Here is a 16754-nt window from a genome sequence, read left to right on the forward strand (position 1 = left end):
TGTGTCGGAAAGAGAGGAAAGACAAATATCGGATCAAGACCAAATGTTGTGGAGCAACTTGGATTAAGCATATAATTGAGTCAGGCGGTACAGGAAGAATTCTACATTCCTGACACCTCTAAACTGAGCCCTGAATGCTTTGATCTTTGCATTGAAGGACTCAGCAGATGCATTGGTGCTGCGATTATCAAAATAATTGACAATGGTCTTGTAATGGTTCTCAATCGAGCGGGCGACTGTGTTGAATGACTTGAAGCCGGACTGCCTGACCCTCTCGTGCCACTTGGCAAGCCTGGTCAACCCGTATATCTTTTCAGTTGTGTTTGTGAAGATGTTACTTAGCTCCAACGCCAGCTCATATGCCTTTTTCAGGTCTGGGAAGCGTTCAAAGAGAAGTTGCGCCCTTTCTTTTTGACTGTCCGTCCAGGTATTGGGCTTTTTGTACAATGCATATCTGGCCCGTGCAAGTAGTTGTTTCACGGTATCACCGTTGGGCAATATTTCTGGCTGATATTCTGCCTGAGAAGCTTTTGCCAGCTCGATGGCGTCATTTTCTTGATCCAGTGCCTCCCAGCGGTGTTTGATGCGGATTTCTTGCAAAGCTTCAATGGCTAACCTTTGCACGTGAAAACGGTCTGTAACCCTGGTAGCTCGTGGGAAACAACGCTTGGCGATCATTGTCATGCTGCCGGCCATATCCAGGGTAATTTCAGACACTTTCTTCCGCAGAGATTCCGGGATTTTGCGGATGACTTCAATAACCGCTTCGGCCTTGGTGCCTGCTACAATGGCTACAATGCTCCCTTTGCCTCCTTTGGCAGCTTTGTTTGTAAGGATGGTATATAACTCACCATGCGAAAGGCTAGTCTCGTCAATGGATAGGTGAGACCCGATATTTTTAGGAAACAAAAGCCACTTCTTAGCATGGCTTCGCTGGCTCCAATCCTTAAACCCACTCTGAAAATCACGATATTGACGTAGTAAATCTCTGCCGTTAACACCGTAGAACCGTCCGATCGCCCAGGCACTATTCGGGTTGGTATCGACTGATATCTTTTAAAAAAGCGGAAAACTCACTAGTCATCCGTGTTCCATTAGCTACCTCAGTCCAGTCTCGATAAACTACTTTTCCAGTTTTGGTATTGAGCCATCTGCGGCGTTTGATGTGAAGAAAGACCTTATGGCCTCGAATTGGGAAATCCTGAACAGTAATTGTCGGAAAGAAGCCTTTGGAGAGTAGATTCTTTCTTTCGGGATCATTCTCATCTGCATTTTTCTCATCGATATGCACGTGGAAGACACCGTCCTGCCGGTCGATAGAAGTTAACTCAAAATTTTCGAGGATGAACTCTGGTAATAGAAATTGAATGATAGGCAGGAAACTCTCCAAAACAAACTGGTTTGATTAAAAACACAAACCTAGATAAATCCTATACGCTCCACAAGTTTTTGATTTGATCCCAAGTTTAGGGTGTTGTATCGTAGGTTTTCCCAATTGATTCTTTTGGCATAACCGGCAAAGAAACAAGCCTGCTAATCTGTTGAGTTGCAGGCTTTTGATGCTTTTTGTTATTTCTTCAAGTGATCCCGCTGGGATTCGAACCGCCCGGCGGCCCGGCCAGGATCCATACATTAAAAGTGATGCATGTCCATCAGCCGAGTTGGTTGTTTTTTAAACTGTTCAACCTCAGTTTTGTGATCCCGCTGGGATTCGAACCCAGGACCCATACATTAAAAGTGTATTGCTCTACCAGCTGAGCTACGGAATCGTATTTTGGTTGTTTTTTAAACTGTTCAACCTCAGTTTTGTGATCCCGCTGGGATTCGAACCGCCCGGCGGCCCGGCCAGGATCCATACATTAAAAGTGATGCATGTCCATCAGCCGAGTTGGTTGTTTTTTAAACTGTTCAACCTCAGTTTTGTGATCCCGCTGGGATTCGAACCCAGGACCCATACATTAAAAGTGTATTGCTCTACCAGCTGAGCTACGGAATCTTTTTTTCTTTTGGCTCTTATTTGGTGAGCTTTTGGAAGCTTGCAACTTGTTGGATTAACCGTGGCCTTTTCCGTAATTGCGATGCAAAAGTAGAATTCTTAAAAGTAAAATGCAAGCCCCTACAAAGAAATACCTGTTGTTTTGGATTTTATTAGGATCAATTATGACCCTGAATCCGGCTTTTTCGGCTGATAAAAAGGAGCTAAAAATGGCTGATTCTCTGTTCGCTATGGCCAAGTATCCCGAGTCGCTGAGCCTCTATAAAAAAAATTTCAGCGAAGACGAAAAAAATAATCAAAGCCTGCTTTTGAAGCTCGCTTTTCTCGCTGAGAAGACAAATAATTACACCGACTGCCTGTTTTATCTCAGCAAACTCGCCCTCATAAACCCTTCCAGACGGTTATTTGAAAAAATGGACAAACTCGCCGTCGAACAAAATCTAACCGGCTATGAATTCGACGATTACAATTATTTCATAATATTTTATCGAAGATATGGTGATTACATTCCAATATTGCTTCTAACTTTGGGGACCTATATAGTTGTAATAATGGTTACAAAAGCACGGCGAAGGGAGCCTATTTTGCAAATTCACAAGATTTCGATCGTTGTTTATCTGCTGGTTCTGCTGGGGATTTTAAATGTCCCTTCTCTTTATCAAACGTGCATTATCGTCAATGAAAATACTTTTCTCAGGGACGGGCCATCTTCTGCTTCGCCGGTGGTGGAACGTGTCGGGAAAGGCCATAAATTGACCATTGTTGGCTCCGTGGACCACTGGAATAGGGTTATCTGGAACAACAAGATCGTTTATATACGTAAAAGCGACCTATGGAATATTTGACCGGCCCTGTTTGGTATCATTTTTGTAACATATAAGTTTGTATGTATATTTAGAAGTTAACTTTTTTAAATTAATGATGTATGAAAAAGCCAATGAAACATTTTTTACTATTGATCGCAGGAGTTGTAATGTTAGGGTTTGTTTCTTCCTGTAAGGAAAAAGGCCCTCATAAAGAGGATATTGTTAAATTCTCAGCTGTTATAAATAGTACCCCGACTGTTCCGAAAGCGACATCATCCGGACAAGGCACAGGAATTTTTGAATACAACAAAAACACTAAGGAGCTTAAATATAACATTACATACCAGAACATTACACCTACGTCCGTGACCATCAACAGCGCCAATCCAGCGTGGGAAGCAGGTCCTATATTGTTTGAATTGGCTAGTAACCCGGCAGGTAACCAGGTTCAGGGCAGCAAAACATTGAATACTGAGCAGCAGACCATGCTAATCGTCGGAATGCTTTACGTCAACATTCCTACAAAGGACAATGTTTACGGTGAGATCCGCGGTCAGATCCTGGCTGATAAATTTGAAGAATAATACAAACGCTCAACACAAAAAAACGCCTGCAAGATTAGTCTTGCAGGCGTTTTTTTGTGTTCTACTTTTTCTTGTTTTTCTTTTTAATTGACTGATAATCTTCAATTTCCTTCATCAGCGCTTTAATGTCATTGGAGGTATCTGCCGTGAAATCCAGCGTTTGGGAATAGTCCGTCGTGCTGATCTTTAACACATCAATGGGCTTGTCCAGATATGTTTGAATCTCTTCCAGAATCGGTTTTTCCTCCGGACTGCAAAATGATACTGCAAGTCCTTTTTGAGTTCCTCTGCCCGTCCTGCCAACCCTGTGGACGTAGTTCTCGGCCTGTTCTGGCAGGTCATAATTCACCACGTAATCCACGTTCGCAATGTCAATGCCCCGGGCGCTCACGTCTGTCGCGATTAACACGCTCACATTGCCTTTTTTAAACTCATTCAACGCGGTCAGGCGGTCGGACTGCTCCTTGTCTCCGTGAATGGTCAGACTTTTGATTCCCATTCTTTCCAGCGCGCTATAAACCCTCTCCGCACGGACTTTGGTACGTACAAAAACGAGGATTTTACTGTCGGGATTTTCTTTAATGACCCTTTCGAGAAAAAATCTTTTATCATCCATGGCTACAAAAGCCACTGAATGGTTTATGTTTTTCGCTACGGGATTGTTGGGTGATATCTGAATTCGGATCGCGTTCCGCACCAGGGAGTAGGCCAGTTTTTTGATTTTTTCATTAATAGTCGCCGAAAAAAACAAAGTCTGACGGTTTTTCGGAAGAAACTTGATCAGGTCCTGAATGTCTTTGATAAAACCCAGATCCAGCATGTGATCGGCTTCATCCAATATCAGTATTTCTATTTTATTGAGTTTGATATGTCCCTGGCTTACCAGGTCAAACATTCGTCCCGGGGTAGAAACGAGGATATCAATGCCCTTTTCCAGTTGAGCGATCTGAGGGCCTTGTTCCACGCCACCAAACACGCTGAATGTTTTGACACGGGTATGCTGCCCGATTTTTGTAAATACCTCTGTGATCTGTATCGCGAGTTCACGAGTAGGCACCATTACAATACATTTGATGCCTTCGGACCGGCCGGAGGACTTCTGTTTGTGCAGCTTATCGATAACTGGTATGGCAAAGGCGGCTGTTTTTCCAGTGCCGGTTTGTGCTATGGCCAGAACGTCTTCGCCTTTTATAACCGCGGGAATGGCTTTAAACTGAATGTCTGTCGGACGTTTAAATCCGGCTGTTTCCAGGTTTTGTTTGATCTCGGGGGCAATGTGGTAATCGTCAAATTTCATACATAATGGATTTTACAGGGCGAGAAATCTCGCCCCGCGCAAATAAGGACACAAAGATACGCCGGTAATCTGGAAAGCGTGATTTTATTAAATACCCGGCTCGTAGAACCTGAGTTTGTTTTTTAATGAAACGATTTCCCGGTCCATTAACGCAATGCGGTCGAGCAGGTTATGAATGGCTTCAATACCCTCGGGGTTAATGTCCAGGTCGTGATGCAAGCGAACCATTCGCTCGATCTTTTGAAGATGGGGAATATGCAAAAACGAAATATCATTGACGATAACGGTCTCAATGAGCTCATTGTTTTGTAGTGATTCCACGAAGGAGTATTCTACATTATAAAAAGTGCAGAATGTCTCTATTGCTATCAATTGATCATTTTCCATAACATAACAGGTCAGGATTTTGATAATTCAGTAAACAATTCTTTCTGACGCTCCGTAAGATTGGTCGGTATTTTAATGTCAAAAGTGACATACAGGTCCCCGAAGCTGCCTTCATTTTTATAAACCGGAAAGCCTTTGCCCTTTAATCTCACCACGCTGCCGTTTTGGGTTTCCGGCTTGATATTGAGTTTTACTTTTCCGCTCAATGTTTCAATCACCAGTTCTCCGCCCAGTACAGCTGTGTACAGATCGAGGTCTGCTTTCAGGTGAAGGTCGTTACCTGACCGGCGAAATTTTTCGTCGGCCTCAATGTTGAATGTAATGAACAGATCGCCGCTCGGGCCTCCGTTCGCACCTTTTCCGCCGTGCCCGGGGATCTTGATGGTTTGGCCGTTTTCGATGCCAGCAGGGACGGTTATCCTGATATTCCTGCCATTCACTGTAAGCGTCTGCTTATGTGTTTCGTAGGCTTCCCGCAATGTGAGTTTCAGCTCAGCCTGGTAATCCTGGCCGCGGTACCTGGCTTGCCTGCCGCCTCCGCCGAAGCCGCTGCCTGATCCGAACATGGATTCGAAAAAATCCGAAAAGCTATCTCCGCCGCCGGAAAAAGGCTGTCCCTGCGACTGGCCTGAGCTTCTTCGCGCCTGTTGTGCCTTTTCAAATTCCTCGCTGTACTGCCAGTCTTTGCCATACTGGTCATATTTTTTCCTCTTTTCAGGATCGCTCAGTACTTCATTGGCTTCATTCAATTCCTGAAACTTTTTTTCCGCGGCTTTGTCATTCGGGTTCAGGTCCGGATGGTACTTTCTGGCCAGTTTCCGGTAAGCATTCTTGATCGCTTTTTCGTCCGCGGTTTTATCGATACCTAATATCTGATAATAATCTACAAAAGGCATGGTCATTAATATTTGGGTGGTTTCGTAGTCTTTGACAGACCATTGAAAAGTATATATCTATTTTCGTTCCAGCATTTTTACATACAAATCTTCAACTTTCTTGCGTGCCCAGGGAGTTTTTCTTAAAAATTTAAGGCTCGACTTGATACTGGGCTCAAATTGAAAGCTATTGATATTGACATGATAACCCATTTGTTCCCAACCATAGTAATCCACTAATTCGGTTAAAATGGCTTCCAGGGTCTTTCCGTGAAGGGGATTGTTGGGTTGTACTTCCATAGTCGGTTGCAAAATGTTGATCTGAGTTTAAAGTAGATTTTTCATATTAAATAATTATTATGCGTAATGATTAGTTCAAACTTACAACCCTTGTCATGGATCAAATAAAATGGGGAATTATTGGTTGCGGAAATGTAACAGAAGTAAAAAGCGGCCCCGCATTCAATAAAGTCGAAAATTCCAGTCTGGTTGCCGTGATGCGACGGGACGGGGAAAAGGCAGCCGACTATGCCTCACGTCATCAGGTCCCGAAGTGGTATGATAATGCCGATGATCTGATCAATGATCCTGAAATTAACGCGATCTACATTGCCACACCGCCGGATGCGCACGAAGACCTTGCGATCAAAGCGATGCTGGCTGGTAAACCGGTTTACATTGAAAAACCAATGGCCCGGGATGCTGCCGAATGTGACAGGATCAATGCGATGAGTATGAAAACAGGAGTGCCGGTTTTTGTCGCTTACTACCGCCGCGCACTCGATTATTTTTTAAAAGTAAAAGAACTCATTGATCAAAAAGTGATAGGTGACGTCAGATTTGTCGACATTTGCCTGCAATGGCAGCCTTATGACGAGGAAGTAGGCGAAAATCCGAAGCCGCGTTGGCGGGTTGACCCTGAAATTTCAGGTGGCGGCCACTTTCACGATCTGGCATCACATCAGTTTGACTTTCTGGAATACGTTTTCGGCCCGGTTAAATATGCCACCGGAATTGCAAGAAACCAGGCGGGGCTATATGAGGCGGATGACATTGTAATGGCTAATTTTGAGTTTGAGTCAGGTGTATTGGGCAAAGGAAGCTGGTGTTACACGGTCAATAAGGAGCAAAGAGAGGACCAGGCGCAAATTATCGGTTCAAAAGGACGCATTACCTTTTCTTACTTTGAAAAATTCGACATTAAAGTGGAAACCGAGGCAGGAACGGAGGTTTTTAACATTCCCTACCCGCAACATGTGCAGCAGCCGCTCATCAACCTGATCGTGAAAGAACTAAGAGGGGAGAGCAAAAGTCCGAGCAGCGGAACCACCGGTGCCAGATCGAACCTGATCATGGACTGGATTACAAAGGCAAATAATTCCGGATTTTAGAAATACAAATTTGACGGTATTTCAGTTATTTTAAAACTTAAACTCAAAATTCAACAGTCATGGCAAAAGGTAAAAACCTCGATAAGGGTAGTACAAAAAAAGAACCTGAAAAGAACCTGAAAGAGAAACGTGCTGAGAAAAAGGCTAAAAAGGACAGCAAAAAGGACTACTGACCCGTAACCAAAAGAGCTCCTGTCATGAAAGGCGGGAGCTCTTTTGGTTTAATAAATTTCCCCGGTTGGTTTTGTATTGGCCAGCCGCTTCCCCCTCCGGACGATTTTTGATTGAATTTTGTTTTTCTCGTCATCTAGTAAGTGGTCATAGATATTGCGCAAGTTTCAGGTTGAGCACGCGGTACATTTCAGCCAAATTTGTACAACAAATACTAATTCAGATGAACCAGCAAACTTATAATTACGACAAAATCGCCAAGGCAATAGAGTTTATCGTTGCCAATGCCAAAGAACAGCCGTCGCTATTCGATGTGGCTGAGGAGGTGAGTATTAGCCAGTTCCATTTTCAACGTGTTTTTACAGAATGGGCTGGGGTCAGTCCCAAAAAATTCCTGCAATACATTACCGCAGGCTACCTCAAAGAAAAAATCAAAGAATCCTCTAACCTCGTTGAGCTGGCGGAATCTGCCGGGTTATCCAGCCAGAGCAGAGTTTACGACCACTTTACAGCCATTGAAGCTGTGACGCCGCAAGAATTTAAAAGTTCAGGGAAAGGGCTGGATATCAGTTATGGAATTCACGAAACGCCTTTTGGGAATTGTTTCATTGCGGTTACCGAGCGGGGTATATGTTCAATGGCTTTTATCGATGATGCTGGTCGGGACGAACAGTTGATCGTGCTGGCAAAAAAGTGGCATTATGCTACCATCCAGCCTGATCAGTCAATTACCCAGCGTTATGTTGACCGTATATTCCAACCTGCACAGAAGTCGCTTGAAAAGCTGCCGCTACTGGTTCAGGGAACCAATTTCCAGCTGAAAGTATGGGAAGCATTACTCAACATTCCGAGAGGAGCAGTGACTACTTATCAACAAATTGCCCAAAGTATCGGGAATCCGGGTGCCGTCAGGGCGGTAGGGACGGCTGTCGGTGATAATCCTATTGCGTACCTGATACCGTGCCACAGGGTAATCCGTAAAGAGGGTGTATTGGGTGAGTACCGGTGGGGAAGCTTGCGTAAAAAAGCGCTGATAGGTTGGGAGGCAGCCCGACAACATGAGGAATAATTTGCACAGGAAATTGTTGGTTGAAATAGCACAATTGAAATATGTATTAACTTATAATGCGCTGTATATGAATAAGTAATGCTCATAGTCAATGCAATTTTTCGGTGATGGACTGATATTAGAGTAAAAGGTGACATATAAAAACCTGTAACTTTAATGTCAGATATGAAAAAGAATTGGAGCCGCACATTAGCTATTGTACTGGTAATACTGACAATAAGCTCGGCAAGTTTCGCCCAGTTTTCACTGGGTCTTCAGGGAGGTATCGCGAAGTCGAATGTAGAGGATTCGAAAACCGTAGCAGGTGGTGGTGTTAATTTAAGGGTTTTTGCCTCTCCGCAGTTGGCAATCGGGGTCGCAGGTAAAATTTACGCCGATGGAAGCGACTACACCGTTGCAGGACAGACATTACGTACCACAGGTACGCTGACTCCCGTGACCGGAACATTGGATTATTACTTTGCTACTGGCCCGATCCGTCCTTATATCGGTGGTGACGCGGGTGTATATTTTTCAAAATATGACGCCAAGTATAATGGCAATACCATCTTTGAGTCTTCACGCCACAGTAATTTCGGTGCGGCGCCGAGAGCTGGTCTGGTATTTGCATTTGGAAACTTAGGAATCCAGGTTGAAGGTATTTATCACTTTGTTTTTGGTAACAAAAATCATAGCTCTACAACCGGGTCCGCCGATAACATTGACTTCGAATCCACTTCCAAATTTGGAGGTGTTAATGTTGGGGTCATTTTCGGCCTGGGAGGGAAATAATCCTTCTTATTCTCGACGATTGCAAGAACGCGCCAAACAGGCGCGTTTTTTGTTATATGTCTCAACCGGTATAACTTGCCTTTCTAAATTGAAAAAATAAGCCATTGAAGTCAGAACAGCACTTTCAGGAACCAATCTGCAACTGGCTTGAATCCATAGGGTTTCGGTGTGAAGAAATGGCTGGCAGTGTTCCGGAAATTGGCCGGATCAAAATTTTCAGCGGTAATGATTATGTCATGCAGCTCATCCTAGTACACCTGGGAACGTGGCTGAATGAAGATTTACCAAAAAAAATGCAAACTACTTTCGAGCTTATGACAATCGAGCGCGCAGCGGGAAATCAATGTGTGGTGGTTTGGGAAGATTACTGGATCAGTAAGCCGGAAATAGTCCAATCGCGGCTCTCGGCTATGTTGGGTCGGTCCTATAAAATTCCCGCGCGACTGACCATTGCCCGGCGCATTGAGAAGAAAGATGCTGTCAGTTTTTTGGAATCCAACCATTTGAATGGCTCTGTCATGTCCAAATTCAGATATGGGTTGTTTTTGCCAAGTCGCTATTATCGGGTGTTAGCTGCTGATTTTGAGGCCTATCGTGGAGGGGACGAATTGCTGGTAGCGGTCGCGACGTTTAGCCATCCACGTATATTTAATCAGGAAGGAGAGACGGTCAGATCCTACGAGCTGATCCGGTTTGCAAGCCTGTTACATACTAATGTGATGGGAGGTCTGGATAAATTGCTCAACGTTTTTGTCAAAGACCGGCAGCCAGACGATATCATGACCTACGCGGATCTGGAATGGTCGGAAGGAGCCAGTTACCGGAAACTTGGTTTTGAAATGAAAGGCCGGACTCCGCCCATTGCCTTCAATTTGGATGTAAATACCATGACGAGAACGTCAAAATCGACAGATTCGGAAGGGCAGGTTACTGTTTACAATGCAGGAAGCATTAAATATGTAAAACCGTTTGAATACGCCAGTTAACGTCTAGCAGAATCCATGACTTTACCATTACTTGTCATCCTCGGCCCCACCGCTTCCGGCAAAACACACATTGCCACCAGGGTAGCCCATGAGCTGAATGGAGAGATACTCAGTGCAGATTCCAGGCAGGTTTACAAAAACATGGACATTGGTACCGGCAAGGACCTGGACGAATACATCGTGAATGGACAAAACATTCCTTATCATTTGATCAACATCCGGGAGGCCGGCGAGCAATACAATGTCAACGACTTTCAACATGACTTTGAACAGGCATACCATCAGATTTTGACCAAAGGACATTGCCCGATCCTCTGTGGCGGTACCGGTTTTTATATTCATTCATTGTTGAGAGGCCATGCATATGCAGCGGTGCCCGTGAATGAGCGGCTAAGAGAAGAACTGGAAGGTTTGCCAACCGAATCATTGCTGGCGAGATTTATGCAAATGGATTCGGCTTATCACGCGGTTGCCGATACGTCCACACGGAAACGTTTGGTCAGGGCCATTGAAATTGCAGAGTTTATTTTGACTGAGCCGGATAGAAGCAGAGCATTCACTTCTTCCGAAAATAAATATGAACCGGTTATCTATGGACTTAATCCTCCGGTTGAGATCCGGCGGGAACGAATTACCAGGCGACTTCGTGAAAGGCTCAAAAACGGATTGGTCGATGAGGTGCAGCAGTTACTGAATAATGGCTTGTCAGCTGAGCAGCTGATTTATTATGGACTGGAATATAAATATGTGACCCAGTACCTGACCGGCGAAACGGATTATGCGACTATGCATGCAAGGCTTGAAACGGAAATACACCGTTTTGCGAAGCGGCAGATGACTTTTTTTCGTAAGATGGAGAAGGATAGGCTGGTAATCAGCTGGCTGCCTGATGATTGGTCGGAAACTGAGAAAATTCAGTTTATTTCGACGAATTATCAGGAATTAAAAGACAGATTTTCGGGTATAAAGTAAGAGTAAGTACATATTAATGACGTCATACCAATGAACAGGAAGATAAGCAGCATGTTGCTTTTGCTGATTTTGAGTGTTACGGATGCCTACCTGTTGGCCCATCCGAATCTAATCGGGAAAATTGGCGTATTGGTTTACAAGCATAGTTACATTAAAAACTTCCCGCGGGCGCTGTTGACTGTGCTGCTGGTGGTGGGTATTTCGTTGCTGATCAGTGAGCTGGTATACCGCTTTGTCGGGAAAAAGACAGCGTTGCTTGTTTATTCGGCATTTATAGCGGTTGAGGTAGGCTGGTTTATGTATGTGTATATCACTTTTTCGTCATTCACATACAGCATTACTGGTAAAGCATTCATTTACGGGGCACATTTGCTGCCGGTGATTTTGCTGGGACTGTATGGGCGGTATCTTGTGAAGAGGCTTCTTGAACCAGGGAGGCCGAAGGATACTGTTGCGGTGATAGGCAAACCTGAGCAGCACTAACTTCGAAACCGCTAAAATCAGCCGTTTTTTGCAGTATTTTTAATAGCAATAGAATATTAGCATTAATACTTAAAATTGTGAAATATTATTGTCCAGGTCTTGAATTTTCACAAATAAAACACGGATAATAATAGAAAGTACACAGTTTTTTAAGATATTGCGGCTTGTGTCGGATCGGGAAATGGTTAATCCTGATTTCAATTAACACAAAATTAATTTGTTGGATAAGTAAATCAGTAAGGCGGAAAATCTTTGGATTGAATTGACCTGATTTGCAATATCTTGATCATTAACCTTTTTAATTTTATTCTTATTTAATATGTCCCAAATAGCTGAATTAACCCTTGATGGTAAAAAGTACGAGTTCCCTATAATTGAAGGAAGTGAACAAGAGAAAGCGATTGATATTGCGAAATTGCGTGACCAGACAGGGTATATTACAATTGATGCAGGTTACAAAAATACCGGCGCCACAAAAAGCGCTATAACTTTTTTGGATGGTGAGGAAGGAGTCCTGAATTACAGAGGGTATTCGATCGAAGACCTGGCCGAAAAGTCATCATTTCTGGAAGTAGCCTATCTTTTGATTTACGGAGAGCTTCCTACTGAAAAGCAATTCGCTGATTTTGAGCATGATATAAGAACGCATACACTTGTTAACGAGGATATGCGCAAGATTTTTGAAGGATTTCCGGTGAATGCACATCCAATGGGCGTGCTTTCGTCACTGGTGAGTGCGATGAGCGCTTTTTATCCTGATACCAATGATCAGAATAGCGATGAAGTGACGCAGCTGCACATTATCCGCCTGATGTCCAAGTTGCCAACCATTGCAACCTGGTCTTACAAGAAATCACAGGGACATCCGGTTAACTATCCTCAGAACGACCTGGATTATTGCTCCAATTTCTTGAATATGATGTTTTCACTACCTGTTGCCAAATACAACGTGGATCCGGTAGTGTCAGCAGCTTTGAACAAATTGCTTATCCTCCATGCTGATCACGAACAAAACTGCTCTACTTCTACCGTAAGACTGGTAGGTTCGTCTCATGCTAATATTTATTCTTCCATCTCTTCCGGTATCAGTGCATTGTGGGGCCCACTTCATGGTGGTGCAAACCAAGAAGTGATTGAAATGCTTGAAGCGATCAAGAACGATGGTGGTGATACGCAGAAGTACATTGATATGGCAAAAGACAAAAGCAGCGGTTTCCGTTTGTTTGGTTTCGGCCACCGGGTTTACAAAAACTTTGACCCACGTGCAAGAATCATCAAAAAAGCAGCTGACGATGTGCTTAACAAGTTGGGTATCAATGATCCAGTTCTCGAAATTGCCCAGAGACTTGAAAAAGCTGCGTTGGAAGATGAGTACTTCGTACAACGCAAGCTTTACCCGAACGTAGATTTCTACTCCGGGATCATTTACCGTGCATTGGGTATTCCTACCAATATGTTCACGGTGATGTTCGCGATAGGCCGTCTGCCGGGTTGGATTGCGCAATGGAAGGAAATGCGTGCAAACAAAGAGCCGATCGGTCGTCCACGCCAGGTGTACGTAGGAGCTCCGAAAAGAGACTTTGTTCCAATGAGTGAACGATAACTTTCTTTTACATAAAATACCAGGAAGAGATTGCTCATACGTGGCAATCTCTTTTTTTATAAATACATATCAGGACACCGGAATTATAGGAAGTTATGCTTATTAAACAAAAACAGCTGGAAGGGATTATGTCAGGGCAGATTTCCCTGGCGTTTAGGAAATGGAAGAAACTGGCCGTAAAGGAAGGCAGCCTACTCAAAACCAGCATTGGTATCGTAAAGATTACGGATATAACGGAGACAGATCTGTCTCAAATATCAGACGACGACGCTAAAAAGGCCGGCTTCAAAGATTTGCAGTCATTGGTCACAGAAATGACAAAGTTCGAAGACGGGACCGTTTATAAAATCGGTGTCATTTATCAAAGCGCCGATCCCCGGATTAATCTGAGAGAGCAGAGCCAGATCAGCGATGAGGAACTGGATTTGGTTAAAGATAAATTACAGAAACTGGACAAATTCAGCAACCAGGGTAACTGGACAACAAAAGTGTTAAAGGCGATTCAGGAAAACCCAAAATTACGCGCAGTGGAACTGGCTACCAAAGTTGGTAAAGAGAAGGAATGGCTGAAACTGAATGTCCGCAAATTAAAAAACCTGGGCCTGACTATTAGTCATGAACCAGGTTATACACTTTCGCCGCTCGGCGAGTATGTTTTGGGATCGCTTCCGGACAAAAGCCCAAAGAACTAGGGTGACAATCTTTCGATTTTCCAGCTGTTATCAACAGTTTTCAGGTAGGCGAGCCGGTCGTGCAAGCGACTGGGCCGTCCCTGCCAGAATTCAATGTAATCGGGGGTGACCCGGTAGCCTCCCCAATGCGGTGGGCGGGGTACAGCATGATCCCTGAAACGCTCATTCAGTTCCCGGGTTTTGTCATCCAATACTTCCCTCCCCGAAATGACCTCACTCTGGTCCGAAACCCACGCGCCGATCTGGCTTCCACGCGGACGAACAGCAAAATACTCGTCGGATTCTGCTGCTGTTGTTTTCTCAATGCGGCCCTCGATCCGGACCTGTCTTTCGAATTCCTTCCAAAAGAATGTCAATGCTACCTGCGGATTGGATTCCATCTCAATGGACTTCTTGCTGTGGTAATTGGTATAGAATGAAAAACCAACCTGATTAAGGTCTTTCAGCAGCACAATCCGGCCCGACGGGCGGCCATTAAATACGGTACTGAGGAGCATGGCATTAGCCTCTGTGATATCGGCCTTTACTGCTTCGTTAAACCATAACTTGAACTGTTTCAGTGGATCAGGGTCCAAATCTGTTTCATGGAGTCCCTTTAAATTATAGTCATGGCGGATTTTTGCGATGTTATGGTCCATTGGATGCTAATATGTTCAATGTTAAGAAGCCAAAATTAGCCATTTCAGAGGAAAGATTATTAGATTTGTAATCCATAAGAGACGTACTTACGAAACAAGAACCACGATGGCACAAGAACAACAGGAAGGGGTCAAAAGCGACGAGCAGGAAGACCTGACACAAAAGACGATTGACACCCTGGAAATTGATCTTAACAATGAGTTGACGGAAGAACATGAGGAGGAAGTGCCGGACGTTGATTACAGCCAATTGTCGAAAGAACAACTGGTTAACTTGTTAGAGAATGAACTGGCGTCTATACAGGCGGAAGGAGCGAAGCCGGCACTGCTGAAAAAGGCAGAAGCAGTGGCGCGCGAAATCCGTCCCGTGCTCGATCAGATCAAACTGAAAGACAGGGAAGCCGCTCTTAGTGCTTTCGTTGCCGATACTGGTGGCGAGGATGGTTTTGAATACAGATACGATGCCGAAACCCAGAAAATTGACTCCCTGAGCAGGGAAATCAGAGGGATGAAGAACTCGTACTATCAGAGCCAGGAGAAAGAAAAAGAGAAGAATTTTAATGTAAAAACGGCTCTGCTGCAACGTCTTCGCTCACTGCTGGAAGACGAGGGAAACCGCGAAACGGATGCCTCGGGCCTAAAATCCAGCTGGGAAGAGTTCAAGAAAATTCAGGAAGACTGGAAGCACGCAGGTAATATAGCAAGTCCGCATAACGGTACATTATGGGCTACTTATAATGCATTGATCGACCGTTATTTCAGCAACCGCAACATATACTTTGAACTAAAAGAGCTCGACAGACGCCGTAATGCAGAATTGAAAGCTGAGCTTTGCGAGAAGGTGGAAGAGTTGGGGAAATCGCTGGAAAACCGTCCAATGACGCGTGAAATCCTGAATGACGCCAATCATATTTTTGAAGAATACAAACATTTGGGCCCCGCTCCAAAAGAAGATCAGGAGAAACTATGGCAGCGATTCAAGGAAGCGCTGGATGTGCTTTATGATGCACAGAGAGGCCAGTTTGCCGAGCAGAAGAAATCAATGCAGGAAAACTACGACCTGAAACTCAAAATTTACGAGTCGATCGTACCATTTACGTCCTACAATTCAGGCAGTATTAAGGAGTGGAATGCCAAGACGAAGGAAATCATGGCGTTTCAGGACCAGTGGGTTGCTTTGAAAGGCATTATGCCACGTGAGGAAGGAAAAGACCTGAGCAAGAAATTCTGGGCAGCACTTAAAACCTTCTTCAACAACAAGGGAGAGTTTTTCCGTCAGCTTGAAGCAAAAAGAGAGCAAAATCTGGAACTGAAAAACCAGCTGTGTACCGATGCGGAAGCGATCCTGGCAACGGGCGAAGATAACCCGTCGACCACGCAGAAGATCATTGAACTTCAGAAAAGATGGAAAGGTATTGGCCAGGTTCCCGAGAAATTCAAGGATACTATTTATGATCGTTTCAAAAAAGCATGCGACGCCTATTTTGATCAGAAACGCGCCAAGAATAAGGAGGTAGAAGAAGAGTTTGAGAATAACCTGAAACGTAAAACAGACCTGATCGAGCGAATCGAAACGGCTGCCAAAAGTAAGGATGAGTCTTCCCTTAACCTTTTGAGCGCATTTAAGAGTGAATGGTCTTCGATCGGCTTCGTACCAAAGAAAGACATGCAAACGATCCAGAAGCGCTACATTGCTGCCATAAATACCTATGTGAGTGCGATCGGCCAGCTTTCTACCAAGGAGAAAGAACAAGCTGTACTGGAAAGTGAAGTGGAATTGGTGAGAGACGGCGAGGGTGGCCGTAACCTGTATCGCAAGGAAAGCGACATCAGACGTCGCATTACGCAGCTTGAAAACGACATTGCATTATGGCAGAATAACATTGAATTCTTCGCAAAATCGAAAACTTCTGACCGGTTGAAGCAAGAATTTGAAAGGAAAATCAGCGCCGCGCAAAATCAGCTGGAAGATTTAAAACACCAACTGACTATAATTCAGGAGGCTATATAAAAATGCAAAAAAGTTTGTAAAA

General features: G+C 44.2%; 18 protein-coding genes and 2 tRNA genes. 11 read left to right on the forward strand and 9 right to left on the reverse strand.

Translation table 11 applies throughout. From position 1 onward, the window contains the following. Positions 1–63 precede the first annotated feature (63 nt). From ON006_RS09315 to ON006_RS09330, 4 genes are all read right to left on the reverse strand, one after another. Entirely contained in the window at positions 64–1053 is a 990-nt protein-coding gene (locus ON006_RS09315; RefSeq protein WP_445440920.1) for an ISAon1 family transposase, read from the reverse strand. Then, on the reverse strand, positions 1028–1390 hold the full coding sequence (locus ON006_RS09320) for an ISAon1 family transposase N-terminal region protein (RefSeq protein WP_244818749.1): 363 nt from the start codon (positions 1388–1390) through the stop codon (positions 1028–1030). The genes ON006_RS09315 and ON006_RS09320 overlap by 26 nt, the downstream gene beginning before the upstream one ends. A gap of 306 nt (positions 1391–1696) precedes the next feature. Next, positions 1697–1769: transfer RNA gene (locus ON006_RS09325), tRNA-Lys, on the reverse strand. A 154-nt stretch (positions 1770–1923) separates the two neighbouring features. Continuing rightward, a tRNA-Lys gene (locus tag ON006_RS09330) sits at positions 1924–1996 on the reverse strand. A 164-nt stretch (positions 1997–2160) separates the two neighbouring features. Here ON006_RS09330 and ON006_RS09335 point away from each other — a divergent pair. Beyond that, entirely contained in the window at positions 2161–2841 is a 681-nt protein-coding gene (locus ON006_RS09335; protein ID WP_244825182.1) for an SH3 domain-containing protein, read from the forward strand. Between the two features lie 80 nt (positions 2842–2921). Beyond that, entirely contained in the window at positions 2922–3386 is a 465-nt protein-coding gene (locus tag ON006_RS09340) for a CHRD domain-containing protein (protein ID WP_244825181.1), read from the forward strand. A 61-nt stretch (positions 3387–3447) separates the two neighbouring features. Here ON006_RS09340 and ON006_RS09345 read toward each other — a convergent pair whose 3' ends face one another. The 4 genes from ON006_RS09345 to ON006_RS09360 all read right to left on the reverse strand — a co-directional run bounded on the left by ON006_RS09345 (position 3448) and on the right by ON006_RS09360 (position 6245). Next, entirely contained in the window at positions 3448–4683 is a 1236-nt protein-coding gene (locus ON006_RS09345) for a DEAD/DEAH box helicase (RefSeq protein ID WP_244825180.1), read from the reverse strand. An 87-nt stretch (positions 4684–4770) separates the two neighbouring features. Continuing rightward, positions 4771–5070, reverse strand: coding sequence for a chaperone modulator CbpM (locus tag ON006_RS09350; protein ID WP_244825179.1), 300 nt, complete (start codon positions 5068–5070; stop codon positions 4771–4773). Positions 5071–5081: 11 nt separating this feature from the next. Then, complete coding sequence (locus ON006_RS09355; protein WP_244825178.1) at positions 5082–5966, reverse strand: DnaJ C-terminal domain-containing protein; 885 nt, start codon at positions 5964–5966, stop codon at positions 5082–5084. 57 nt (positions 5967–6023) lie between these two features. Further along, a complete protein-coding gene (locus ON006_RS09360) occupies positions 6024–6245 on the reverse strand; it encodes a VF530 family protein (protein WP_244825177.1) in 222 nt (73 codons plus the stop codon). Positions 6246–6340: 95 nt separating this feature from the next. On the opposite strand from ON006_RS09360, the gene ON006_RS09365 reads away from it, so the two are divergent. The 8 genes from ON006_RS09365 to ON006_RS09400 all read left to right on the forward strand — a co-directional run bounded on the left by ON006_RS09365 (position 6341) and on the right by ON006_RS09400 (position 14083). Beyond that, complete coding sequence (locus ON006_RS09365) at positions 6341–7336, forward strand: Gfo/Idh/MocA family protein (protein WP_244825176.1); 996 nt, start codon at positions 6341–6343, stop codon at positions 7334–7336. Positions 7337–7730: 394 nt separating this feature from the next. Continuing rightward, entirely contained in the window at positions 7731–8576 is an 846-nt protein-coding gene (locus tag ON006_RS09370; protein ID WP_244825175.1) for a methylated-DNA--[protein]-cysteine S-methyltransferase, read from the forward strand. Between the two features lie 165 nt (positions 8577–8741). Then, positions 8742–9347 (forward strand): outer membrane beta-barrel protein, encoded by a 606-nt coding sequence (locus tag ON006_RS09375; RefSeq protein WP_244825174.1) that lies wholly within the window; start codon positions 8742–8744, stop codon positions 9345–9347. 104 nt (positions 9348–9451) lie between these two features. Next, positions 9452–10333: a hypothetical protein gene (locus ON006_RS09380; RefSeq protein ID WP_244825173.1), complete on the forward strand. Its 882-nt coding sequence runs from the start codon at positions 9452–9454 to the stop codon at positions 10331–10333. Positions 10334–10348: 15 nt separating this feature from the next. Continuing rightward, the gene (gene miaA, locus ON006_RS09385; protein ID WP_244825172.1) at positions 10349–11305 is read left to right on the forward strand and encodes a tRNA (adenosine(37)-N6)-dimethylallyltransferase MiaA; all 957 of its coding nucleotides are present in this window, start codon (positions 10349–10351) and stop codon (positions 11303–11305) included. A gap of 30 nt (positions 11306–11335) precedes the next feature. Beyond that, a complete protein-coding gene (locus ON006_RS09390; protein ID WP_244825171.1) occupies positions 11336–11788 on the forward strand; it encodes a hypothetical protein in 453 nt (150 codons plus the stop codon). 319 nt (positions 11789–12107) lie between these two features. Next, positions 12108–13391 (forward strand): citrate synthase, encoded by a 1284-nt coding sequence (locus ON006_RS09395; protein WP_244825170.1) that lies wholly within the window; start codon positions 12108–12110, stop codon positions 13389–13391. Between the two features lie 95 nt (positions 13392–13486). Beyond that, complete coding sequence (locus tag ON006_RS09400) at positions 13487–14083, forward strand: ASCH domain-containing protein (RefSeq protein WP_244825169.1); 597 nt, start codon at positions 13487–13489, stop codon at positions 14081–14083. On the opposite strand, the gene pdxH is transcribed toward ON006_RS09400, so the two are convergent. Then, the gene (pdxH, locus tag ON006_RS09405) at positions 14080–14721 is read right to left on the reverse strand and encodes a pyridoxamine 5'-phosphate oxidase (protein ID WP_244825168.1); all 642 of its coding nucleotides are present in this window, start codon (positions 14719–14721) and stop codon (positions 14080–14082) included. The genes ON006_RS09400 and pdxH overlap by 4 nt on opposite strands. A 106-nt stretch (positions 14722–14827) precedes the next feature. Here pdxH and ON006_RS09410 point away from each other — a divergent pair, with 106 nt between their 5' ends. Continuing rightward, entirely contained in the window at positions 14828–16732 is a 1905-nt protein-coding gene (locus tag ON006_RS09410; protein ID WP_244825166.1) for a DUF349 domain-containing protein, read from the forward strand. The last annotated feature ends 22 nt before the right edge of the window (positions 16733–16754 follow it).

Source organism: Dyadobacter pollutisoli (assembly GCF_026625565.1).
Lineage (GTDB): Bacteria > Bacteroidota > Bacteroidia > Cytophagales > Spirosomataceae > Dyadobacter > Dyadobacter pollutisoli.

Bases quoted from the DNA above. Each gene is read 5' to 3' on its own strand.
- ON006_RS09335 (WP_244825182.1), top strand. From the start codon at position 2,161: ATGACCCTGAATCCGGCTTTTTCGGCTGATAAAAAGGAGCTAAAAATG.
- ON006_RS09340 (WP_244825181.1), top strand. From the start codon at position 2,922: ATGAAAAAGCCAATGAAACATTTTTTACTATTGATCGCAGGAGTTGTA.
- ON006_RS09345 (WP_244825180.1), bottom strand. From the start codon at position 4,683: ATGAAATTTGACGATTACCACATTGCCCCCGAGATCAAACAAAACCTG.
- ON006_RS09350 (WP_244825179.1), bottom strand. From the start codon at position 5,070: ATGGAAAATGATCAATTGATAGCAATAGAGACATTCTGCACTTTTTAT.
- ON006_RS09355 (WP_244825178.1), bottom strand. From the start codon at position 5,966: ATGCCTTTTGTAGATTATTATCAGATATTAGGTATCGATAAAACCGCG.
- ON006_RS09360 (WP_244825177.1), bottom strand. From the start codon at position 6,245: ATGGAAGTACAACCCAACAATCCCCTTCACGGAAAGACCCTGGAAGCC.
- ON006_RS09365 (WP_244825176.1), top strand. From the start codon at position 6,341: ATGGATCAAATAAAATGGGGAATTATTGGTTGCGGAAATGTAACAGAA.
- ON006_RS09370 (WP_244825175.1), top strand. From the start codon at position 7,731: ATGAACCAGCAAACTTATAATTACGACAAAATCGCCAAGGCAATAGAG.
- ON006_RS09375 (WP_244825174.1), top strand. From the start codon at position 8,742: ATGAAAAAGAATTGGAGCCGCACATTAGCTATTGTACTGGTAATACTG.
- miaA (WP_244825172.1), top strand. From the start codon at position 10,349: ATGACTTTACCATTACTTGTCATCCTCGGCCCCACCGCTTCCGGCAAA.
- ON006_RS09390 (WP_244825171.1), top strand. From the start codon at position 11,336: ATGAACAGGAAGATAAGCAGCATGTTGCTTTTGCTGATTTTGAGTGTT.
- ON006_RS09395 (WP_244825170.1), top strand. From the start codon at position 12,108: ATGTCCCAAATAGCTGAATTAACCCTTGATGGTAAAAAGTACGAGTTC.
- ON006_RS09400 (WP_244825169.1), top strand. From the start codon at position 13,487: ATGCTTATTAAACAAAAACAGCTGGAAGGGATTATGTCAGGGCAGATT.
- pdxH (WP_244825168.1), bottom strand. From the start codon at position 14,721: ATGGACCATAACATCGCAAAAATCCGCCATGACTATAATTTAAAGGGA.
- ON006_RS09410 (WP_244825166.1), top strand. From the start codon at position 14,828: ATGGCACAAGAACAACAGGAAGGGGTCAAAAGCGACGAGCAGGAAGAC.